Below are 21,656 nucleotides of genomic sequence, written 5' to 3'. Positions count from 1 at the left end.
GCCAACTCACTCAACGAACCGCGTCAATATCAGGCTACCATGAACCGAACACTCCTACTTGCCTCATCATCACCCTATCGCAAGCAACTGCTGGAGCGACTAAGACTGCCATTTAATTGCGCCAGCCCGGACATTGACGAATCCCCACGACCAGGAGAGCCCGCCAACGAGCTTGCGGTTCGGCTAGCCACTCAAAAGGCAGAAGCTCTGGCCAGACAAAACCCGAACACTTTAATCATTGGCTCAGACCAGGTAGCAACCCTTCCTGATGGCACACTACTGAACAAGCCGGGCAGTCACGCACAAGCGTCCGACCAACTTGCTCGCAGCAGCGGCCAGAGCGTTCAATTTCTAACAGGACTTGCTGTGCTCGACACAAAAAACAGCAAACTGAGAACACACTGCGAACAGTTCAATGTTCATTTCCGAATACTATCGGCAGAAGAGATTGAGGGTTATCTAAAGAAGGAGCAGCCTTACGACTGTGCCGGAAGCTTCAAGATGGAGGGTCTCGGCATCACACTCTTCAGAAAACTGGAAGGAAGAGACCCAAACAGCCTTATTGGCCTGCCACTCATCGCTCTTACGAATATATTGCGAGAAGCAGGCCTCAACCCACTTCTCGCCCCCTGAGTCAACGCAACTCCATGCGAGCATCCAGCAGGCGTGTTGCCACCCCTTCTCCAAAAGACACGCCCAACTGTTCTACGAACTTCTGAAACGGAGAGAGCCCCCTACTGTAATCAACCAATTCTTCTTCGCCAACCAACTCTCGGGCAACCCAGGAGGCACTACCCAACCCGTCAATCAAGCCCAATTCCAAAGCTTGCTCACCACTCCATACCAGACCACTAAACAAACGCTCATCATCAGCCAGACGATCTCCGCGCCCGGCTTTTACAGCGGCAATAAACTGCTCATGAGTATTCTCGAGAACGCTTTGCCAGAAATCGACCTCTTCATCCCTCTCCGGAGTGAACGGATCAAGAAACGCCTTGTTATCGCCAGCGGTATATAAGCGCCGCTCCACGCCCAGCTTTTCCATCAACTCAGTAAACCCGAAACCTCCTGCCACAACGCCAATGGACCCCACCAAGCTGGCGCGATTCGCGTAAATTTCGTCAGCTGCCGCCGCAATGTAATATGCACCGGAGGCGCCAACATCAGAAATTACTGCATAGATTTTTTTGCCTGGATACTCCTGCCGCAAACGCCGGATCTCGTCATACACATAACCAGACTGAACAGGGCTACCTCCCGGGCTATTGATTCTCAGCACAACAGCTTTCGAATCTTCAGCCTCAAACGCCGCACGCAAAGAGCTCACAAGATTATCTGCACTCGCCAACTCTTCAGCCGATATCGGCCCATTCAATTCCACCAAAGCTGTGTGCTGACCGGTAACCGTATCCACACCATCTATCGGCGACCGAATCACAAAAAGCAGAGCAAACAAATAGCCGAAGGTGAGGACCTTGAAAAAAATACCCCATCGCCGGCTTCGTCGTTGCTCAGACTGCAATGACATCACCAGCTTTTCGATCAGTCTCCAGTCGCGACTCGACTCAGGTGGCATAGCCGGATCTTTCTTGCCAAAAATTCCACGCTTACCAGATTCCGAATCATTCATCTAATCATCCTTAAAAAATCAAAACCCAATAAAATCAACTCAAAGCCCGAGCACCCGACGCAAATCACCCACAGTGTTCACAACGGCACAAGGATCGCACGACTGCAAAACCTCTCTGTCATGAGCCCCCCATTCGACACCTATCGCCGGCATACCAATTCTTCGCGCCATATCCAGATCGTAATGGGTATCTCCGATCATCACCGCGTCTTCAGGTTGATAACCGTAAAACTCAAGTATCTCTTCAAGCATCAAGGGGTCTGGCTTGGAACGGGTTTCGTCTGCACAACGAGTAATATCAAAATGATGCCCCAGGCCACTTGTTGTCAGCGCTTGCGCAAGCCCTCGCCGACTTTTACCGGTAGCAACCGAGCAACCCCTGCCCGACTGGCAAATATCGGCCACCACCTCAGCCATCCCATCAAACACATTCTGAGGCGTGGTGACTTTCTGAAAAAAATACCCTGAATACCCCTCCCGAATACGAGCAATCTCGTCCAGACTCAAATCCGGATACAATTTCTGTAACGCCTCAACCATGCCAAGCCCAATAATATTCCGGTAGGCCTTTCGCTCAAGGTCAGGATAACCAAGCTCGGTAGCCGCCTGATGCAGGCTTTCAGCGATATGTTCAACAGAATCGATCAGCGTTCCGTCCCAATCAAAAATCACTACTTTTACATTCATCTCTGCGGACCTTTACTACGTTGGGTGAGCTGATCGATCAGCTTTCCGAAAGCTTTATCATACGGAGCTTCCAGCGTCATTACCTCTTCAGTAACCGGCAATCTGAACTCAAGCGCCCGTGCGTGCAACATTAAGCGCTCGCCACCTATAGCCCTAAAGGCTTTAAGACTCGCATCATCCATATATTTGTCATCCCCGGCAATCGGGTGACCAGCCCAAGCGCTATGTACCCTGATCTGATGTGTTCGCCCTGTCACCGGAGACGCTTCTACAAGACTGTATCCCTCAAAACTCTGGAGACAACGATAAAGAGTAAGAGACTCCTTACCATCCGTGCTTACCTTAACCCGGCGCTCGCCATTAGGCATCTCGTACCTCAACAGAGGCTCGGCCACACGCTTAACGTCTTTCGGCCACGCACCAATCACAAGAGCATGATAACGCTTACGCATGCGCTTGTGCCGCAGATCATCCTGTAAAAAACGCAATGCTGAACGCTTTTTCGCAACCATGACCAGCCCGGAAGTATCGCGATCCAAGCGATGAACCAACTCAAGGAATTTCGCCTGCGGGCGAGATGCACGCAGCACCTCAATCAAACCAAAGCTCAGCCCGCTGCCACCATGAACTGCTATACCGGAAGGCTTATTCACCACTAACATCTCAGCATTTTCGAATACCACAGACGCCTCAACCACCCCCTGAACCCTATCACCCGGCTTTGGCTGATCAGGTTTTGCCTGCTGAACTACCGGCGGTATACGAACCACATCACCCGCCTTCAATCGAGTATCCGGCTTAACCCGGCCTTTATTTACCCGCACCTCTCCCTTGCGAACAATCCGGTAAACAATACTTTTAGGCACCCCCCTCAGCCTGGCCAGCAGAAAGTTATCTACCCGCTGCCCAGCCATATCATCATCAACCTCAACCAGCTGAACGCCTTTTTGAACCACTCCGGGCGATTTAGCGGCAGAATCAGGCCGGGCAGCCTCTCCAGACTGACGCTTTGAGTTCATTTTGTTCGGCGACTTTCGGGAAGCGGAATTTTGAGACATGGATAACCTTTACCAGTTTGCACCGGGCGCATAGGGGGGAACAGGATTGTACAGCTACTGCATTACTGTTATATTCCGACGTGCTCTGCCGTTTGTCTACGGCCTGAAGAATTCTGTTCAGAAGCCGGAGCGGCAGCAGTATACCGACACTGATTAATAGATTGAACGCCAAAAGCCCAATCACTACCGGGCACGGCGTGAGACAAACTCCCGGCCTACAGGGCAGACCCAGAGAGGCTGCACCCCGCCCGGGAGAAGAAAAACCGACTGGGGAACCGTCGGACGAAAACATCGCGAAGAATCACTGCCACGCATAACCGGGCCGTCAGCTAACCAATACGACGTGAGACCCAGGAGTTTGTGTGAACCTGAAAACGGATATTATGCGTCAACAGACACTCACCCTATTCGATCTGACCCTGCTTACAGGCAGGCGAAGAGTCGGCGGTGGTCTCAGACATACAGGGCCAAACCCCATAAAGGTATGACTCGTCTGGCCGCCGGCCCGCCCTGCTACTTCAGGGCCCGCGGCACGCACATCCTGTTTCGCTGATGCGAACGTCCCTGGTTTCCTGTCACTAACAAACGACAGGAACTCACTTTTTCCATGAAAAGAATGCTGATCAATGCAACTCATCCTGAAGAGTTGCGCGTAGCGCTGGTAGACGGCCAAAGATTATTTGATCTGGATATTGAATCCAGCACCCGTGAACAGAAGAAAGCCAACATATACAAAGGCAGAATCACCCGCGTTGAACCCAGCCTTGAAGCTGCTTTCATTGATTTCGGGGCAGATCGCCACGGCTTCCTTCCCCTGAAAGAAATCTCCAAAGAATATTTCAAAAAATCGCCAGGCCAGATCGAAGGCAAAATCAATATTAAAGATGTGCTGACCGAAGGTCAGGAAGTCATCGTACAGGTCGATAAAGAAGAGCGCGGAAACAAAGGGGCAGCCCTGACCACGTTCATTTCGCTGGCAGGCCGCTATCTGGTACTCATGCCCAACAACCCTCGTGCCGGCGGCATTTCGCGCCGCATCGAAGGTGAAGAGCGCGCCCAGCTCAAAGAAGCCATGACCGGCGTACAGATCCCTAAATCCATGGGCATCATCGTTCGCACCGCCGGCATTGGCCGCACCACGGAAGAACTGCAGTGGGACCTCGATTACCTGGTCCAGTTCTGGGAAGCTATAACTCAGGCAGCAGGAGAGCGAAAAGCTCCCTTCCTGATCCACCAGGAAAGCAATCTGATCATCCGTGCCGTTCGTGACTACCTCCGGCAGGATATTGGCGAAGTACTGATAGACTCGGAAAGCGTCTACGAAGACGTGCTCAGCTTTGTTCGTGCGGTTATGCCGACCTTCGAGAATAAGATCAAACTGTACAAAGACGAAATCCCTCTGTTCAGTCGCTATCAGATCGAAGGCCAGATCGAGACAGCCTTCCAACGCGAAGTGAAACTGCCCTCAGGTGGATCTATCGTCATAGACCCAACCGAAGCACTGGTGTCTATCGACATCAACTCCTCCCGTGCTACCAAAGGTCACGATATTGAAGAAACAGCACTTCAGACCAACCTTGAAGCTGCTGAAGAAATCGCTCGCCAGCTACGCCTGCGAGACATGGGCGGCCTGATTGTAATCGACTTCATCGACATGACCCCGGCCAAACACCAGCGCGAAGTTGAGCAGAAAATGCGTGAAGCACTGGAAATAGACCGTGCCCGCGTACAAGTCGGAAAGATCTCTCGCTTCGGCCTGCTGGAAATGTCCCGTCAGCGCCTGCGTCCATCATTAGGCGAAACCCGCAGCGAAGTTTGTCCTCGCTGCGAAGGCCAAGGCACAATCCGCGGCATCGAATCTCTGGCGCTGAGCATCATGCGCCTGATTTACGAAGAATCGTCCAAGGAAAAAACTTCAGAAGTCCGCGCCATTGTGCCGGTATCTGTGGCAACCTTCCTGCTGAACGAAAAGCGCAAGCAGCTGGCTGACATTGAAGCCAGCCAGGGCGTCTCTGTTGTGGTAGCCCCGGTACCCAACATGGAAACTCCGCACTTTGAAATCATTCGTATGCGTCAGGATGAAACAACACCTGAGCACGTAGCCAGCCACCAGGTTGCACACGAATATAATTCGCGTGAAGAAGAATCTGTTACTGAAGTAACCACTGCCGAGAAGCCTGTACGCGAGCAAGCTGCAGTCAAGGCCGTTCGCCCTTCTGCGCCAGCGCCCGTTGCTGCACAAGCTTCAGCGGTAGAAACTGAGGAAGGCTCGTTCCGCAAGCTATGCAAGAAAATTGCAAATTTCTTCAGCGGTGAAACCGAAGAAGCGAAGAGCAACGACAAAACCCGCACCGACCGCGACAAAAACCGTCGCCCTCAGCCACGCCAGGATCGTCAGGACCGCCGTAAATCAAGGGTAGCCCGGGATGATCAGCGGACAGGAAACAACCGCAGCAACAATGAGCGTCGCCAGAACAACCGTAACGACGACACTCGTAATCGCGCTCGCACCAACAGGAACGACGAGCAGAGCCGTGGCACTCAAAGCCGCCAGAACCAGCAGGAAAAAACTGCTGACAACAAAGGCTCGGATAACCGTCGTGACACTCGCAAAGAAGGTCAGTCTCGCAACCAGGGCCGTAACCGCCCTCAACGCGACAACAAAGACCTGAAAGATCGAAAAGACACACGCGAGCCTCAGGATATCCAGAAAGCTCCAGCTAATGACAAGCCTGCCGACGACAAACGTCGTAAGCCGCGTCGCCCACGCAACCGTGATGGTTCCCCGGCTGAAGCACCTGCGTCTAATCCTGCGGAGCGTAAAGCTGAGCGCAGCGAAAAGCATCAGAAGGATACCCAGCCAGAGAAGGTCACTGAGACCCAGGCCACTTCTGCGCCACAAGCTCCGGCTGAAGCAACTACACAGATTAAAGAAACTGCTGCCCAGCAAAAACCGGCTGAAAAGCCTGCAGAGTCAGCGCCAGTCACTAAAAATCAGGAAGTTGCAGCCAAAGAAGAGGCTCCAGAGGCTAAATCCAACGAAGCAGAGACCGAAAGGGCTGACAGCAAACCGGAGCCTAAAGCTGAAGAGAGCAAGCCAGAAAAGCGCAAGCCCGCAGCACGACAGCGCAAGGTCCAGGTAGCTAAGGAAGACAAGGCTGAGCAAACGGCACAACCTGCTGAGCCAGTCAAAACCAATGATCCGGCTTCTGAAAGCAAGGCTTCAGTCACAGAAAAGCCAGAAGTAGTGCAGAAAGCAGAGGAAATCCCTCCAGCAACTCCTGCCTCTAGCGTCAACGAAGCCCAGCCTGAAAAACCCAAGGCGCAGGCTTCAGACAAGCCAAAAGCTCCCAGCGAAGCGGAAACCAAGCCAGAGCAGCCAGCAAAACCCGAAGCCGAGGCCAGGCCTGAACCGGCCCCAGCCGCTAGCAGCAACGCTGCTGACATTCCGGTTACTCCGGGCCGTGCTTACAATGATCCAAGAGAAGTCCGCAAGCGCCAGCGTGCGGCCGAGCAAGCCAAAAAGGCTGAGGGTAATTAATTATGCTGACAAATTCGGACATCGAAGCACTGGAAGACATTCTATTTGCAGAGCCTTGGGGTGACGACGCCCTGGATTTCTTCGGCCTGCATGGAGCCGTATGCGCCAGTGTTATCGGGCCGGTCAGCCTGCAGGTGGAAGAAATCTTCCGCCTGGCAACAGGCTCAGACACCCTGCCTGACGGCAAAGTGCCAGAAATTTTCGCACAGTGTGTCAACACGCTAACCCAGGAAATGACCCAGTCACTAGATATGGGCCAGCCCCTGGAACTTCCTGAGCCGGAAGACGGAGACCCGATGAACGCACTTGAGAACTGGTGCGCGGGATTCGTAGAAACCTTCCTCGAAAATGAGGAAGAGTGGATGGAAGATGCAGACGAAGAAGAAGTAGCAGACCTGATGGTGCCGATACTGACACTGTCCGGCCTGTTTGAAGATGAAGACTTCCAACGAGCCCGGGAAGATGAAAAGGTCGCAAGCCGGATGGCCGAGGCTATTCCGGACTCACTGACCGATCTGTACCTGCTTTTCCACGTGCCGGAGTAACACTACCCGCGCACAGGTTCTCGGAAATAATGCCAGACGGGCTCCAGCCCCTCTGGCATTTTTGTTATCCGGCCAAGCTCACACCAGGCAGCCCCCGGAAAGTGAAAATCACTCCCTTGAGACGCCAGCAAGTTTTCTCGCCTCGCAAGCTCTGCAACAAAGCCCAGGTCACCACTGGATTGCCCGGAAATAGAAACCTCTATTGCGCGCCCTCCCGCCTTACGAAAATCGCCCACCAATTCCCTCAGCCGGGTGGCTGATAAGCGGTATTTACGTGGATGCGCTAAAACGGCAACTCCATCAGCATCCTGAATCCATTGCACGACTTCATTTAATTCAGGCCAACAAGCCTTCACATCCCCCGGCTTACCCGCACCGAGGTGCCGTTTAAAAGCATGCGCGACCTTAGGGACCACCCCCGCATCAACCAACGCCTGAGCAAAGTGCGGACGACCAGGCACCTCACCGCCTGCCAATGCGGTCGCTTTATCCAGCAATGCGTCGACCTTTAGTCGGGAAAGCTTATCAGCAATCATTCGGGCACGTTGCCAGCGATTTTCGTTCTGACATGACAACGCAGCCAGGAACGGAGGGCTAGTCTCATCAAAATCGAGCCCCACCACATGAATGGTATAGCTGCGCCACACGCACGACAGCTCAACGCCCGGAATCAGCGTCAGGCCTGCACCAAGAGCAGCTTCCCTGGCCTCCGGAAGACCGGCAATTGTATCGTGGTCAGTCAGTGCCAGATGACTCACCCCCTTCTCTGCCGCACGAGCAATTAACTCGGCCGGTGCCAAGGCGCCGTCAGACGCAGTACTATGGCAATGCAGGTCAATGCACGATTTCTGCTCTTGAGGTATAGTCACAACCAATCCTGAAAACAAAGTGGCCAACAGTGTATCAGCCTGGGGCACCAGGCCCTAACTCTGGCCACACCGATTGTGGAGCGATGAATGTACTACGCCATTATGAGCGAAGATATCCCTAACAGCCTGTCGCTGCGCAAGCAGGCACGTCCAGCACACATTGCTCGGCTCGAAATGCTGAAAGCAGAAGGCCGCTTGTTGGTTGCTGGCCCACATCCGGCAATCGACACAGAAGATCCCGGCGATTCCGGCTTTACTGGTAGCCTGGTAATCGCTGAGTTTGATTCGCTGGAACACGCCCAGGCCTGGGCCGATGAAGACCCTTATATTGAAGCAGGCATTTATAAATCAGTTATCGTTAAACCATACAAAATCGCGCTACCCTAATAAACCAAAGGCAGATCTTTTTTGCGTCACAACACCCAGTATGAGCGGATTGTAACGCGCCATTGCTTGAATACCGGTCACTCTGTGACAAAATTGCTGCCTTGTAAGATCAAACAACCGCCTAAACCGGGGAATGCAATCAGTGACACCGCTCCGTCTTGCTCTCAGCTTTCTACTAATCATCAGCTCCATATCTGTCGCTCAGGCCCGAACCGTATGGGTTGACGATCAGCTCTACCTGCCCGTTCGTTCCGGTGCAGGCAGTCAGTTTCGAATTATTGAAAACGCCGTGCCCACTGGAACGCCGCTTGAACTTCTTGATACGTCAGAGGGCTACACAAAAGTTCGTACACCTAAAGGCACGGTAGGCTGGGTTGCCTCTCAGTTTGTCAGCAAAACGCCTGTTGCCAAAGACCTGCTGGCTCAAGCCACCCGTGAACTTGAGAAGGCAAAAGAAGACGTCGCAAGCCTGAGCCAACAACTGGCCTCCGTGACGGAAGAGCGCGACAACCTGCAAGCTGCTGAAAACAACCTCTCAAACCAGGCCGCCGACCTTCAGGATGAACTTCGCAAGATCAAATCTATTGCCGCCGATGCCATTAACCTGGAACGTCGCAGCCGTGAACTGCGTGAAGAAAACCAGAAATTGCGCAACGACCTGGAAGTACTGACGGCTGAAAATGAACGCCTGGAAGCCGGAAAAGAATCTGACTTCATGCTCCTGGGGGCAGGACTAGTTCTGGGCGGTGTACTCTTGGCATTGATTATTCCAATGCTCAAACCAACAAGAAAAACCGATAACTGGGCGTAATCATGAAAGACTATTCGGAAAAGCGTGATTTTTACCGGATGCAGGTTAACAGTGAAATCCAGATCACCGGAAGCAACGGAGAAACCATCACTGGAATCTGCTGCGATCTAAGTGCTGCAGGCATGCAACTGCATGTCGACAGGCCTTTTCCGATTGGCGAAGAACTGAAAACACGTATAGAAGCGGCGGGCAATCAGTTCCCTCCCCTTGAAACCGTGGGCGAAGTACTGCGCTGCGCTCCTGATGGCAACGGCTACCTTTTAGGCATCAATATCATTGAAGTCACTTGAGAAACAGCCCGCCCAAAAAAAGGGCGACTAAAATAGTCACCCTTTTTATCCCGCCAACCTCTGAAATTAAACCAAAGGTTTCTCGGATACGATAATGCCGTTATTGTCGGCGTAAACATATTGACCTGGACGGAAGGTCACACCATGAAAAGTAACCGGCACATTCAAATCACCAATATTGCGCTTATCTGTTTTACGCGGCACAGTACCGAGAGCCTGAACCCCCAGCTTGGTTTGACCGATTTCGTCCACATCGCGAATGCAGCCATAGATAATCAAGCCAGCCCAACCATTCTTTGCAGCCTTCTCCGCCAGCATATCGCCCAGCAATGCGTTGCGTTTTGAAGCACCACCATCAACGACCATCACTCGGCCATTGCCCGGCAGACCAACCTGCTCTTTAACGACCGAGTTATCTTCAAAACACTTCACCGTCACGATCTCGCCACCAAACTGACGAATGCCACCGTAATTATTGAAGCCAGGCTCAACCACCTGCACTTCCGGAAACTCGTCGCACAGATCCGGAGTAATAATATTGCTCACGTTGTCACTCTCCTTTTCCCGAAATGTTCCAGTTCAATCAATCTTTTCTTCGGCCAGGAAGAACCAGGTATCCAAAACAGAATCCGGATTCAGCGAAACGGTATCGATGCCTTCATCCATCAGCCACTTAGCCAGGTCCGGGTGATCTGACGGGCCCTGGCCACAGATACCGATATACTTGCCGGCTTTTTTACAGGCCTGAATGGCATTAGATAACAACACCTTAACGGCATCGTTCCGCTCATCAAACAGATGAGCAATAATGCCGGAATCCCGGTCCAGACCCAGAGTAAGCTGAGTCAAATCGTTGGAACCAATAGAGAATCCATCAAAGTGCTCCAGGAACTGGTCAGCCAGAATAGCGTTGGCCGGCAGTTCGCACATCATGATCACGCGCAGGCCATTCTCTCCACGCTTCAGGCCGTTTTCAGCCAGCAGCCTGACCACTTGTTCGGCTTCGCCCACCGTCCGCACAAACGGAACCATCACTTCAACGTTAGTCAGCCCCATTACGTCGCGCACTTTTTTGAGCGCCCGACACTCAAGCTCGAAGCAATCGCGGAAGGTTTCAGAGATGTAGCGAGAAGCACCACGGAAGCCCAGCATCGGATTCTCTTCATCTGGCTCGTACAGTGTTCCGCCAATAAGGTTCGCGTATTCATTCGACTTAAAGTCAGACAGCCGAACAATCACTTTCTTGGGCGCGAACGCTGCGGCCAGGGTAGAGATACCTTCAACCAGCTTATCGACATAGAAATCCACCGGAGAACCGTAACCGGCGATACGCTTATCTACGGTTTGCCTGATATCGCCAGGTAGCCCGTCATAACCTAACAACGCCTTCGGGTGGACCCCAATCATCCGGTTAATAATAAACTCCAGACGAGCCAAACCAACGCCTTCGTTAGGCAGAGCCTGGAAATCAAAAGCACGGTCAGGATTGCCCACGTTCATCATGATCTTGAACGGAATATTGGGCATGGAGTCCACGGTATTTTCACGCAATTCGAAATCCAGGGCACCTTCGTAAATAAAGCCTGTATCACCTTCCGCACAAGAAACCGTAACGTTCTGGCCGTCTTTAAGTACCTCAGTTCCATCACCACAGCCCACAACGGCCGGAATGCCCAGTTCACGAGCAATAATAGCTGCATGACAGGTACGACCACCACGGTCAGTAACAATAGCTGAAGCACGCTTCATCACCGGTTCCCAGTCTGGGTCGGTCATGTCGGTTACCAGAACATCGCCAGGCTGAACCCGGTCCATCTCATTGATGCTGGTGATAATCTTGACTGGGCCGCTACCAATTTTGTGACCAATACTTCGGCCTTCAACGAGTACAGTGCCGGTCTCTTTCAGCAGGTAACGCTCCATAACATTAGCGGAAGCGCGGCTTTTAACCGTTTCAGGGCGGGCCTGAACGATATAAATTTTGCCATCATCGCCATCTTTAGCCCACTCAATGTCCATCGGGCGCTGATAATGCTCTTCGATAATCATGGCTTGCTTCGCAAGCTCTTCCACTTCTGCGTCAGTGATGGAGAAGCGGGTACGCTCCTCAAGATCCACTTTCACCGTTTCAACAAACTTACCTTCACCGGGCTCAGTGTGATAAATCATTTTGATGGCTTTGCTGCCCAGATTACGGCGCAATACAGATGGACGACCCGCTGCCAGGGTCGGCTTATGAACATAGAATTCATCTGGATTAACGGCCCCCTGAACCACGGTTTCACCCAAACCATAGGAAGAGGTAATAAACACCACATCACGGAAACCGGATTCAGTATCCAGGGTAAACATCACGCCACTGGATGCTGTTTCACTGCGAACCATCTTCTGAATACCGGCTGACAGGGCCACGAGTTTATGATCAAAGCCATGGTGGACCCGGTAGGAAATCGCGCGGTCATTAAACAAAGACGCAAACACTTCTTTAACTGACGTCCGCACCTGATCCAGACCAACCACGTTCAGGAAGGTTTCCTGCTGCCCTGCAAATGATGCATCCGGTAAATCTTCAGCCGTGGCAGAAGAGCGCACAGCCACTGCCATGGATTCATTACCAGCCCGCAGTTTTTCATAGGCTGATTTCAAAGCGCTTTCCAGAGACTCAGGGAAGGCGGTATCAATAACCCATTGACGGATTTTTGAACCAACCCGTGCCAACTCATTTACGTCGCTAACATCCAGCGCATCCAGAGCAGCATCAATACGATCCTTCAGTCCGTCAGTTGCCAGAAACTCACGATAAGCATGCGCTGTCGTGGCAAAACCACCTGGAACGGTAACACCGGCATTGGCCAGATTACTGATCATTTCACCGAGGGATGCGTTCTTACCCCCAACACGGTCGACATCGGACATTCCAAGGTGGTCAAACCAGATAATGTAATCTTCCAAAGCGTGGTCTCCCTTGTATCTAAGTGGCGCGGAGTCTCGAAACTAGCGTGTATGATACTGTAAGCTGCGAGAATTACCTAGGGACTCGCCTTAAAACCTGAGTGGATGAAACCATGAAAAGAACCGCTTTTTTTATCTCGGACGGCACAGGACTGACAGCTGAAGCACTGGGTCATGCGCTGTTGGCGCAGTTTGAAAAAATAGAATTTGAACGCATCACCGTGCCGTACATCGACGATGAAGAAAAGGCGCTGGATTTGGTAAAACGAATCAATACCGCCGCTGAAGCTGACGGCGAGCGCCCGCTGATTTTCGACACCATCGTGAACAACACCATCCGGGAAATAGTCAGCGACGCCGAAGGCTTTATGGTCGACATCTTTGGCACATTCCTGAGCCCGCTTGAGCTGGAGCTTAACTCTTCTTCGTCTTACTCGGTTGGTAAATCCCACGCCATCAACAACGTCAGCAGCTATGAGCGCCGGATCCATGCAGTAAACTTCGCTCTCGATAACGATGACGGTGCCCGCACGCGCCACTACGATGAAGCCGACCTGATTCTCATCGGAGCCTCACGAAGTGGAAAAACGCCCACCTGCCTCTATCTGGCACTGCAATATGGCATCAAGGCAGCCAACTACCCGATCACCGAAGAAGATCTGGACGACCAGAAGATGCCCTCCGCGCTACGGCCCCATAAAGAAAAGCTGTTCGGCCTGACCATAGAGCCCGAACGTCTGGCCACGATTCGAAACGAGCGACGCCCTAACTCACGCTATTCCTCCATGCAACAGTGCATGCATGAAGTAGAAGAGATCGAACTCATGTACAAGCGGGAACGCATCCCGTACCTGAATACCACAGCCTATTCCGTTGAGGAAATCTCAACGCGGATCATGGTGTCGACCGGCCTAAAACGCCACCGATAAGCCGGCTCAATAAAAAAAGGGTGGCAGACCGTGGTCTGCCACCCTTTTTCAGACATTCAATCCCCTCTTAAAGTCCCGTTTACAGCTCCTGTATAACAAGGCCCAACTGTTCCGCCACTTTGCGATTTTCATGGTTTGTCACCACCGCCACGCTGGCATCTTCCGGTTTCAACCAGGCCTCAGCCACCCGACGCATCTCATCCAAAGTCACGCCAAGAACACGCTCACGAAACCGTGCCCGCTGCTCTGGGGAGCGTCCGAACAACCGGTTATGGAAGGCATGACGCGCTGCACCCGCTGGTGAATGTGGGCGGTCCATCTGACCAATTACCCCGAGAATCGCCTCTTCCAGTGCCTGCTCATCGTGCTCCTCAGTGTGCAGCCAGTTCAGCGCCGCATCAAAATCATCCAGGGTGTCAGCAAGCCGCGGGTCACGATAGGAAAAGAAACGGAATACGCCGTTTACACTGTCCTGCCCGGCACCACCACCATATGCGCCGCCTTTTTCGCGAATCGCACGATGCAGGTATCCATTCCGCAGGAAACCACCCAGAACCGTCAAAGCTGCAGCATCTGGATGATCCACCGCCACTGTGGCATACGCTTTGGCACAGAAGTTCACCTGTGTAGACGTCAACCAAGCCTCCTGAGTCTTGTAGCTCACTGGCTCCATTGACCAAGCGTCACCTGACGTCCCCTCACCCGGCCGCCAGCAGGACTTAAGGTTATCCAGCATTGGTGTTAGCTGAGCCTCCTCACCAATCAACAAGAACTTGCGCCCCTGATGGCGAATCTTGTCGTGCAACGCTGTCAAACTTGTACAGAATGCCTCCAGCTCAGCCTCATCCCCCAAGGACTTATCCAACTCTTTAGTCCCACGAATACCCGCGAGCCCACCCAGACGGAAGCTCAACCAGGAACCGGCACTCAAGCCCTGAGCTGCAGCACCCATAGCCAAGGCATGCCCGCTACCCGTCACAGCCTGCTCACGACGAGCCCGAACCTGAGTAATAATTTCCCGGATCCGCTCTTTTTCATCAAACCGCGCACCGGTAAACACATCTTTCAGCAATTGAGTCAGCGCCTTGCTGTTACGCGCAAGCGCCTTGCCACTGAAAATCAGGTATCCGGACATATCCTGCACATCATCAATACGACCCTTGGCACTGAACGAAGCACCTATACCGCCGGACTCAGCAGAAATACGATCCTGCATCTGCAGGTAATCAAGCTCTCCACAACCCACCTCGGATATCAAGGTTGTGTAGTAAGGCAACAACAGTAACTCTTCTTCGCTCAGCGCAGGAACCGGCAACACAACCTGTTGATAAACCAGCCCATTGGTTCCACGAGCATATAACGTTGCACCAGTTTCAGCATCGTAAGTCGCCTCTGGCTCGGGCATTTGCAAGGGCACGTCAGCAAGCCCAACTTTTGGCAGAATGGAATCATCATCCTTACGCAACTGCCGCTCTTCCAGCGCCTGCGCCTGCTCAACAATCGCTTTCACTTCCTCTTCGCTGAGGCTGGCTTTACGCTTAGCCAACGCTTCGCGCAGAGCGGCCTGATGATACCCTTCAAGCTTCTCATCAGGGCGTAAAGTCAAAGTTACCCGATGCGGGTTGTCCAGAAGCTTCCGGCGGATAAGGTCCGGCACATAGTCCGGATCTTTGATTTTCTCCCGCAAAGTCGCCAAAACCGGCTCAAGATCCAGCAATTCAACAGGATCACCACCATGGACCATTGGCGCAATGGACTGCATGATCAGCTGCAAGCCATAAGGGAAGCTATCCCCTGCAATCTCACGCTGATGCAACTCAAGTTGATGGAGAATCGCCTCAAGCCGATCAAGGCTCACACCTTCTTCAACCACTTTATTCAGGGTCGATTCAACCAGCGCTTCCAAGTCCTCGCGGCGAGAAGGCTCACTACCTTCGATACCACACACAAAGGTCATTTCACGGTTAGAATCTTCCAGACCACACATCGGTGATGGAGCAAGGCCAATGTCGGTGGTCTCCAAAGCCCGCATCATTGGTGACGCACTGTTTTCCAGTAAAACCGAAGACAACAACTGGCCTTCAAGGTTTTCTTGCAAATCGAAGCTGTGGCCGAGCAACCACCCCATGACAATGTGAGTTTTGCTTTCAACGTCTTCACCTTCTCCAACCGCATATCCCTGCTCAACTTTCATAGGGGCAAACATGCGTTTTTCATCATGCAGCGGCAGCCTGATATCCAACCGATCAAAACGCTTAAGCGCCAAGGTTTCAAACTTTTCGTGATGCTCGTGGGCCGGGATATTTCCGTAGGTGGCGAAAATGGCATTACTCGGGTGATAGTGGTGTCGATAGAATTCGAGCAAATCGTCGTAGCTCAAATCAACAATCTGATCTGGCTCGCCACCACTGTTGTAGTGATAAGTTGTAGTTGGGAATAAGTGGCTGGACAAGCTCTGCCATAACTGTGATGTGGGCGAACTCATCGCGCCCTTCATCTCGTTGTAGACCACGCCTCGATAGACCAGATCACTTGAGGGATCATCAGGCTTTTCAAATTCCAGGCGATGGCCTTCCTGAGCAAAGTCCAACGGATCAAGCCTGGAGAAAAAGACAGAATCCAGATACACCGACAACAGGTTGTCAAAATCCTTCCGGTTCATACTGGCAAAAGGATAAGCCGTCCAGTCGCTGCTTGTGAACGCGTTCATAAACGTATTCAAAGAACGTCTGATCATCATAAAGAATGGGTCGCGAACTGGGTAACGCTCACTGCCACAAAGGGCTGTGTGCTCCAGAATATGGGCTACCCCGGTGGAATCCATCGGGAAAGTTCGAAGGGCTACAAAAAAGACGTTTTCGTCGTTGTCGGCCGCCAGGTGCAGGTGTCGAGCACCCGTCTTTTTATGGCGATACTCCTCAACGTCCAGGTTAAGAGTGCTAATCCGGTGACTACGAAGTTTTTCGAAAGCCGGATGGATTGCGTTGTCTGTCACTGCAGCCATTAAAACGATCCTGTGTATTGAATAATTGGAGAATTACAGAGTAACACGTACTATCCGATATGATGCATTGAACAAACCCAACAAGGTAGCCTGCCAATCAATGACAGACAAAACCAACACCACAAAGCATATAGACGCCCCCGAAGTAGCTGCCTGGTGGGCCGAACGCCGCCAATACCTCGAAAGCATTCGCAGCGTTCCGGAAATTCGCCAACGGTTCTGGCGGGAAGTTGGTGTCTACCTTCTTCGGCGAGTGCTTTGGTCCTACGGGTTCTTCCCGGTATTTATCGCCTTCTGGCTACCGTTCGTATTGTCGAGCTTCAATCCAGTCGTACTGGCAACAGACCTGATCCCGGTACTGCAAGGATTTATAAACTCCAACCCTGAAGAACAGGCCACAACCATCAGTACTCTACTGATAGCCTGGTTCTCGATCGGTTCCTTTTTTCTGGTGTTCGATTTCGTGTTGACGCCATTCCGGTCCCCATATCAGTATGAAGCGGATGTATACATGAAGTCCTGGGAGCAGCTCAACCATGATCAGCTTCCGGACAAAATGTGATTTGGCCAGCATTCTGGCTAACTTCAATGACTTTCTGTTACATAACGTTGCATACAGTGGTTAAGATGATCCTATAACAAAGGTATCCGAGAAGTTGGGATAAGAGGTTTTACCATGGTCGATTTCAGACCGCTGCTGTTCGTTAACGCACTTGCATTGATGTTACTGGTGACTGCCGGCTTCGCCTCGGTGCGTAATGGCATGATGCCAGAAAAAACTGACGAGCCCAGTATCACTGCAGCCATTGTAGACGCCACAGACACAACAAAAGAGCCAACCTCACCTGAAGAATCCCTCCTTGACCAGGCCCGGCAAGAAAACACACCCGAGCCAGCGCAACCACAAGAACAAGAGTTGGCTGTTGCGACGGCACCACAAACAGGTGCCGCGACTGACACCCTGCAAGAAAGCAGGGTTAGCGCAGAAGCCTTTGAGGTAGAGCCTTTAGCGGAAGATTCCGAACTGCTCGCTGTAGCCGAACCAGTCTCGGCCATCACCAAAGTCACAGACATTCATGCCCCCCGGCAGAAGACACCACCGACTACCGGCACCCTGGTACTTCGTTCTAACGTGGCAGGAGACCTGGTCACTATCAACGGTAAAGCCTATGGCGCCACCAGACTTGATCTGGAACTGGACCCAGGGCGCTATGAAGTTATCATCGAAAAACCGGGCTACAAGCCCTGGAGCAGCGCTGTTGCCTTAAAAGCTGGCCAAGAACTTACACTGGTTGGCAGACTGGAAGAACAAACTACAGTTAACTATCTGAACGGCCAATGGATTGGCGGCATAAAAACCGGCGACGGTACATGGAAGGATGATACCGGCCTACGATACGAAGGCCACTTCATTAACGGCTTGTTTCACGGTGAAGGCATAGCCTGGTACCCCGACGGAAGCCGTTATGAAGGCGACTGGGAAAATGGCCAGCAACATGGCGAAGGCCAGTGGCGGGGTGCTGACAGCTCAGAATACACCGGTCGCTTTGAGCGGAATGAATTCCACGGCAAAGGCACCCTCACCAAAGCCAACGGCGACATCATAACCGGCAATTGGGTACAAGGGCGCATACACGGCGCCGGCTCGCTAACCACCGCTGACGGCATGTTATACGTTGGCAATTTCCGCAACGGTGAATTCCATGGTCACGGCACCCTCACCTACCCGGATGGCCGATCTTATGAAGGTGAATTTTCCAACGGTGCCTTCCACGGTAAGGGTTCAGAAATATTTGCGGATGGAAAGAGATACGACGGCGAATATATGGAAGGCAAATTTCATGGTGCCGGGCTGCTACGCAACCCTAATGGCAGCTCCATTGAAGCCACATTCCGCCATGGCGAACCCTACGGACAAGTTCGTCTGACAACTGCGGCCGGTGAAATATTCACAGCCCGCACCTCAGAGCCCGGCGTGTGTTATCGGGACAAAAGCTATCGGGCCACACAGTGCCCGCAACTGGAAGGCTGGTAAGAACATCCCGGTCGCAGCACCCACGAATTTGCAGTAACAGGTTGAGGTAGTGACATGGCAATCAAAAATGCTCTGCTGGTTGACGACTCCAAAGTGGCCCGGTTTGCTCTAAGCAAACTGCTGGAAAGTCGGAACATGGAAGTGAACATGGCAGGCTCCGCCGAAGAAGCCCTGGATTTCCTGAAACACCACACCGCTCCGGATGTGATTTTCATGGACCATTTAATGCCCGGTATGAACGGCGTTGAGGCGACGAAAGCAATCAAGAGCAACCCGGACACCGCCGGCATTCCCATTATCATGTGCACGTCGAAAAAATCCTCATCCTTCACAGATGAAGCCAAAAACTTCGGCATCTACAGCATCCTCACCAAGCCTCCGCAAACAGAAGGTCTTACCCTCATGCTGGAGCAACTTTCGAGTGACATTGAGCAGGGCACCCTGCCGCAATCAGAGGGATTTGTCATGCCTTCCGAGACGGAGGAAGACGCCATCAGCATTCCGGAAGACATGTCTGTTGATATGACAACTTACGCCGAAGGCAACCTCAGCGGACAGGTTGGCCAGCAAGTAGTGCCTTTGACCAGCGACTTGATCGAACAAATTGCACGTTCAGCCGTCAAAACCAATATTAACAACCGCCTGCACGAGCTTTTAAGCGACCTGTTTGATGAGCAGTTTGATCATCTGAAACGCGCATTGGATGAAACCCGGAACAAGCAAGAAGCAAGCATTGATGAGCGGCTTGAGAACTTATCCAAACTCATCGATGAGCGCACACGCAACCTGCGTGACGAAGTCGCTGTTGAAGTGAACATGAATTTAAGCCGGGAACTGGCAAACTGGCGCAAAGAACTGGCAAAGAGCTCCGGCTTCACGGCGGACCACATGGCCGAAATGAAAGACCACATCACCAGCGTGCAAACCATTGATACTGAGTTCTGGCAAACACTTCAGTCAGAAGCCATTCAGCAGGCCCACGAAATCTCCCGTGAAACAGCTGAAGACATCGCTCAACGCACGATTGACCTGTACGTTTCGCAAAACCGGTCTGCCAACTCGCGCATCTACACCCTGGGCCTGGCTGTCAGCCTGGGCATATTCAGTGTGGGTATCGCTTGGCTATCAGGCCTGTTCGGCTAACAACCGCTTTATTCTTAGCCAGTCGACGGGGGTGTCGGCATCAAGCTTCACCCCTGGAATATCGACCCGGTTCGCCCCGACTCCATTCAGCACGCTTCCCGCGCCTGCATCCCCATCGAGGCCACGCACTTCCGGCCATAACTCTCGCGGTATCCAGGCAGGAACCCCCGCCCGATTACCGTAATCCGCAGCCCAGGCCAGCTTAGGCTCGCTCCGAACACAGCGAGCAAGTTCGAGCAACCCCTCCCCGGTGACCAGAGGCTGATCGCCCAGCACCACATACACGCCCCGCGCTTTCGGCCCAGCAGCATTGATTCCGGCCACTAAGGACGCTGACAGCCCCTGTTCCCACTCCGAACAGTAAAGCCAGCGTGAGGGCTCACAAGTACAACGATAACGCACCAGAGGATACCCAGCCCCGACTATGACCATCACATTTCCAGACAGTACTCTGGCCTGACGAATGGCGTTACCAAGCAATGTGCCGCGCCCTGGCAAATTCAGCACTTGTTTACACCGCCCCATCCGCAAACTCCGACCAGCCGCCAGCACCAATACCGGAAACTGCTGATCGAGCTGAGCCCTTTTCGTGATTATGATCTTGCCTCCTGTAACGGATCACTGCAGCAAACTGCTGAATCACTCGATTTTTGCTAGAATCCCGCCATCATGCAACCAAAATAGCCAGGCCATTCATGAACCATTTATTCGTCGACAACCTTACCGTCATTGACTTCGCCTACCTGGACCCCACCCGAGGCCTTGTCGGTGAAAGCTGGATTGCTGACGTGGTGCTCGGTGGGAAACTGGACGATCAGGGCATGGTCTTCGATTTCAGTAACGTCAAACGCACCATCAAGAGAGTGATTGATGAGCTGGTAGACCATCGTCTTGTTATCCCGCGAGGCTACGAAGGCCTGCACTGGGACGAAGAAGCACCAAACACTTTCCAGTGGGATCTGACCGGCGGTGGTCACATTGAACATACTTCACCGAATGAAGCTGTTGTCTGGCTATCATCAGACCGGGCTGTCCCCTCTGCTGTCAGCGCACTACTGGAAAAAGAACTAAAGGCCGTACTGCCCGGTAACGTCACCACCGTAGAGATTAACCTGCGGGAAGACGTTATCGAAGGCGCCTACTACCACTATGTTCATGGCCTGAAAAAACACCTGGGCAACTGCCAACGCATAGCCCACGGCCACCGCTCTCCTATTCGCATAGATCGTAACGGCCACCGGGATCATAATTTAGAGAAACGCTGGGCCAGGCTTTGGGAAGATATCTATGTTGGTACCGAGGAAGACGTCACCCGCCGCTACGTCGGTGAGGATGGAACGCCATACATCAGCTTCGGGTACGAAGCCAATCAGGGTGAATTTGGCCTCACGCTTCCTGAAAGCCGGGTGTACATGCTCGAAACGGACACAACGGTTGAACTGATCGCAGCGCACATTGCTGATGTACTGAAAACTGAATTCCCGGACGACGAGATTCGAGTCAAGGCTTACGAAGGCGTTGGCAAGGGTGCAATTGCCGCTCGCTAGTTCCGGAGCCCCCCTCCCTGAATTCCAGACACAAAAAAACCGCCCGAAGGCGGTTTTTTTGATGGCTTTCCGGTGGACTAAACCGTAAAGCCGTATTGGCGTCCCCTAGGGGGTTCGAACCCCTGTTGCCGCCGTGAAAGGGCGGAGTCCTAGGCCACTAGACGAAGGGGACTAGAAATTGGTGGAGCCAGGCGGGATCGAACCGCCGACCTCAACACTGCCAGTGTT

Annotated in this window: 19 protein-coding genes and 1 tRNA gene; 11 read left to right on the top strand and 9 right to left on the bottom strand. The window is 52.6% G+C overall.

Going from position 1 to position 21,656, the window contains the following annotated elements; genetic code table 11:
- The first annotated feature begins 39 nt into the window (after window positions 1-39).
- Entirely contained in the window at window positions 40-633 is a 594-nt protein-coding gene (locus ABYA77_RS03480; protein WP_372964555.1) for a nucleoside triphosphate pyrophosphatase, read from the top strand.
- 1 nt (window position 634) lies between these two features.
- Here the strand turns inward: ABYA77_RS03480 and ABYA77_RS03475 are convergent, their stop codons facing one another.
- Genes ABYA77_RS03475 through rluC form a run of 3 tightly spaced genes read right to left on the bottom strand, consistent with a single transcriptional unit; the run spans window position 635 to window position 3,375 of the window.
- Window positions 635-1,630: a S49 family peptidase gene (locus tag ABYA77_RS03475; RefSeq protein ID WP_372964554.1), complete on the bottom strand. Its 996-nt coding sequence runs from the start codon at window positions 1,628-1,630 to the stop codon at window positions 635-637.
- 39 nt (window positions 1,631-1,669) lie between these two features.
- A complete protein-coding gene (locus ABYA77_RS03470; protein WP_372964553.1) occupies window positions 1,670-2,317 on the bottom strand; it encodes an HAD-IA family hydrolase in 648 nt (215 codons plus the stop codon).
- On the bottom strand, window positions 2,314-3,375 hold the full coding sequence (rluC, locus tag ABYA77_RS03465; protein WP_372964552.1) for a 23S rRNA pseudouridine(955/2504/2580) synthase RluC: 1,062 nt from the start codon (window positions 3,373-3,375) through the stop codon (window positions 2,314-2,316). Before rluC ends, ABYA77_RS03470 begins: the two co-directional genes overlap by 4 nt.
- Before the next feature lie 607 nt (window positions 3,376-3,982).
- Between rluC and rne the strand changes: the two genes are divergently transcribed.
- Window positions 3,983-6,916: a ribonuclease E gene (gene rne, locus ABYA77_RS03460; protein ID WP_372964551.1), complete on the top strand. Its 2,934-nt coding sequence runs from the start codon at window positions 3,983-3,985 to the stop codon at window positions 6,914-6,916.
- A gap of 2 nt (window positions 6,917-6,918) precedes the next feature.
- Window positions 6,919-7,461, top strand: coding sequence for a YecA family protein (locus tag ABYA77_RS03455; protein WP_372964550.1), 543 nt, complete (start codon window positions 6,919-6,921; stop codon window positions 7,459-7,461).
- A 2-nt stretch (window positions 7,462-7,463) separates the two neighbouring features.
- Here the strand turns inward: ABYA77_RS03455 and ABYA77_RS03450 are convergent, their stop codons facing one another.
- Window positions 7,464-8,330: a PHP domain-containing protein gene (locus ABYA77_RS03450; protein ID WP_372964549.1), complete on the bottom strand. Its 867-nt coding sequence runs from the start codon at window positions 8,328-8,330 to the stop codon at window positions 7,464-7,466.
- Between the two features lie 87 nt (window positions 8,331-8,417).
- Here ABYA77_RS03450 and ABYA77_RS03445 point away from each other — a divergent pair, with 87 nt between their 5' ends.
- The 3 genes from ABYA77_RS03445 (at window position 8,418) to ABYA77_RS03435 (ending at window position 9,818) form a co-directional block, all read left to right on the top strand.
- Window positions 8,418-8,717, top strand: a complete 300-nt coding sequence (locus ABYA77_RS03445) for a YciI family protein (RefSeq protein WP_372964548.1) — start codon at window positions 8,418-8,420, stop codon at window positions 8,715-8,717.
- A 142-nt stretch (window positions 8,718-8,859) separates the two neighbouring features.
- Entirely contained in the window at window positions 8,860-9,528 is a 669-nt protein-coding gene (locus ABYA77_RS03440) for a TIGR04211 family SH3 domain-containing protein (protein ID WP_372964547.1), read from the top strand.
- A gap of 2 nt (window positions 9,529-9,530) precedes the next feature.
- Complete coding sequence (locus tag ABYA77_RS03435; RefSeq protein WP_372964546.1) at window positions 9,531-9,818, top strand: PilZ domain-containing protein; 288 nt, start codon at window positions 9,531-9,533, stop codon at window positions 9,816-9,818.
- Window positions 9,819-9,884: 66 nt separating this feature from the next.
- Here the strand turns inward: ABYA77_RS03435 and rraA are convergent, their stop codons facing one another.
- Together rraA and ppsA are read right to left on the bottom strand one after the other, a co-directional pair.
- The gene (gene rraA / locus ABYA77_RS03430; RefSeq protein WP_372964545.1) at window positions 9,885-10,364 is read right to left on the bottom strand and encodes a ribonuclease E activity regulator RraA; all 480 of its coding nucleotides are present in this window, start codon (window positions 10,362-10,364) and stop codon (window positions 9,885-9,887) included.
- Between the two features lie 33 nt (window positions 10,365-10,397).
- On the bottom strand, window positions 10,398-12,770 hold the full coding sequence (ppsA, locus tag ABYA77_RS03425) for a phosphoenolpyruvate synthase (RefSeq protein ID WP_372964544.1): 2,373 nt from the start codon (window positions 12,768-12,770) through the stop codon (window positions 10,398-10,400).
- 113 nt (window positions 12,771-12,883) lie between these two features.
- On the opposite strand from ppsA, the gene ABYA77_RS03420 reads away from it, so the two are divergent.
- The gene (locus ABYA77_RS03420; protein ID WP_372964543.1) at window positions 12,884-13,699 is read left to right on the top strand and encodes a pyruvate, water dikinase regulatory protein; all 816 of its coding nucleotides are present in this window, start codon (window positions 12,884-12,886) and stop codon (window positions 13,697-13,699) included.
- Between the two features lie 79 nt (window positions 13,700-13,778).
- Here the strand turns inward: ABYA77_RS03420 and ABYA77_RS03415 are convergent, their stop codons facing one another.
- Complete coding sequence (locus ABYA77_RS03415) at window positions 13,779-16,703, bottom strand: insulinase family protein (RefSeq protein WP_372964542.1); 2,925 nt, start codon at window positions 16,701-16,703, stop codon at window positions 13,779-13,781.
- 100 nt (window positions 16,704-16,803) lie between these two features.
- On the opposite strand from ABYA77_RS03415, the gene ABYA77_RS03410 reads away from it, so the two are divergent.
- From ABYA77_RS03410 to ABYA77_RS03400, 3 genes are all read left to right on the top strand, one after another.
- A complete protein-coding gene (locus ABYA77_RS03410) occupies window positions 16,804-17,265 on the top strand; it encodes a hypothetical protein (protein WP_372964541.1) in 462 nt (153 codons plus the stop codon).
- A 114-nt stretch (window positions 17,266-17,379) separates the two neighbouring features.
- Window positions 17,380-18,738 carry a PEGA domain-containing protein gene (locus tag ABYA77_RS03405; RefSeq protein ID WP_372964540.1) on the top strand — a complete coding sequence of 453 codons (1,359 nt, stop codon included), beginning with the start codon at window positions 17,380-17,382 and terminating at the stop codon, window positions 18,736-18,738.
- A gap of 54 nt (window positions 18,739-18,792) precedes the next feature.
- Window positions 18,793-19,881: a response regulator gene (locus tag ABYA77_RS03400; protein WP_372964539.1), complete on the top strand. Its 1,089-nt coding sequence runs from the start codon at window positions 18,793-18,795 to the stop codon at window positions 19,879-19,881.
- Here ABYA77_RS03400 and ABYA77_RS03395 read toward each other — a convergent pair.
- Window positions 19,864-20,475, bottom strand: coding sequence for an NTP transferase domain-containing protein (locus ABYA77_RS03395; RefSeq protein WP_372964636.1), 612 nt, complete (start codon window positions 20,473-20,475; stop codon window positions 19,864-19,866). The genes ABYA77_RS03400 and ABYA77_RS03395 overlap by 18 nt on opposite strands.
- Before the next feature lie 101 nt (window positions 20,476-20,576).
- Between ABYA77_RS03395 and ABYA77_RS03390 the strand changes: the two genes are divergently transcribed.
- The gene (locus tag ABYA77_RS03390) at window positions 20,577-21,428 is read left to right on the top strand and encodes a 6-carboxytetrahydropterin synthase (RefSeq protein WP_372964538.1); all 852 of its coding nucleotides are present in this window, start codon (window positions 20,577-20,579) and stop codon (window positions 21,426-21,428) included.
- Between the two features lie 96 nt (window positions 21,429-21,524).
- On the opposite strand, the gene ABYA77_RS03385 is transcribed toward ABYA77_RS03390, so the two are convergent.
- Window positions 21,525-21,600: transfer RNA gene (locus ABYA77_RS03385), tRNA-Glu, on the bottom strand.
- Window positions 21,601-21,656 lie beyond the last annotated feature (56 nt).

It is taken from the genome of Marinobacter sp., from assembly GCF_041595835.1.
Classification (GTDB): Bacteria; Pseudomonadota; Gammaproteobacteria; order Pseudomonadales; family Oleiphilaceae; genus Marinobacter.
The sequence above is the reverse complement of the archived record's forward strand: the minus strand, read 5'-3'. Positions and strand labels throughout refer to the sequence as shown.

Bases quoted from the DNA above. Each gene is read 5' to 3' on its own strand.
- ABYA77_RS03410 (WP_372964541.1), top strand. From the start codon at position 16,804: ATGACAGACAAAACCAACACCACAAAGCATATAGACGCCCCCGAAGTA.
- ABYA77_RS03480 (WP_372964555.1), top strand. From the start codon at position 40: ATGAACCGAACACTCCTACTTGCCTCATCATCACCCTATCGCAAGCAA.
- rluC (WP_372964552.1), bottom strand. From the start codon at position 3,375: ATGTCTCAAAATTCCGCTTCCCGAAAGTCGCCGAACAAAATGAACTCA.
- ABYA77_RS03475 (WP_372964554.1), bottom strand. From the start codon at position 1,630: ATGAATGATTCGGAATCTGGTAAGCGTGGAATTTTTGGCAAGAAAGAT.
- ABYA77_RS03405 (WP_372964540.1), top strand. From the start codon at position 17,380: ATGGTCGATTTCAGACCGCTGCTGTTCGTTAACGCACTTGCATTGATG.
- ABYA77_RS03455 (WP_372964550.1), top strand. From the start codon at position 6,919: ATGCTGACAAATTCGGACATCGAAGCACTGGAAGACATTCTATTTGCA.
- ABYA77_RS03420 (WP_372964543.1), top strand. From the start codon at position 12,884: ATGAAAAGAACCGCTTTTTTTATCTCGGACGGCACAGGACTGACAGCT.
- ABYA77_RS03415 (WP_372964542.1), bottom strand. From the start codon at position 16,703: ATGGCTGCAGTGACAGACAACGCAATCCATCCGGCTTTCGAAAAACTT.
- ABYA77_RS03400 (WP_372964539.1), top strand. From the start codon at position 18,793: ATGGCAATCAAAAATGCTCTGCTGGTTGACGACTCCAAAGTGGCCCGG.
- ABYA77_RS03470 (WP_372964553.1), bottom strand. From the start codon at position 2,317: ATGAATGTAAAAGTAGTGATTTTTGATTGGGACGGAACGCTGATCGAT.
- ABYA77_RS03445 (WP_372964548.1), top strand. From the start codon at position 8,418: ATGTACTACGCCATTATGAGCGAAGATATCCCTAACAGCCTGTCGCTG.
- rne (WP_372964551.1), top strand. From the start codon at position 3,983: ATGAAAAGAATGCTGATCAATGCAACTCATCCTGAAGAGTTGCGCGTA.
- ABYA77_RS03435 (WP_372964546.1), top strand. From the start codon at position 9,531: ATGAAAGACTATTCGGAAAAGCGTGATTTTTACCGGATGCAGGTTAAC.
- ABYA77_RS03390 (WP_372964538.1), top strand. From the start codon at position 20,577: ATGAACCATTTATTCGTCGACAACCTTACCGTCATTGACTTCGCCTAC.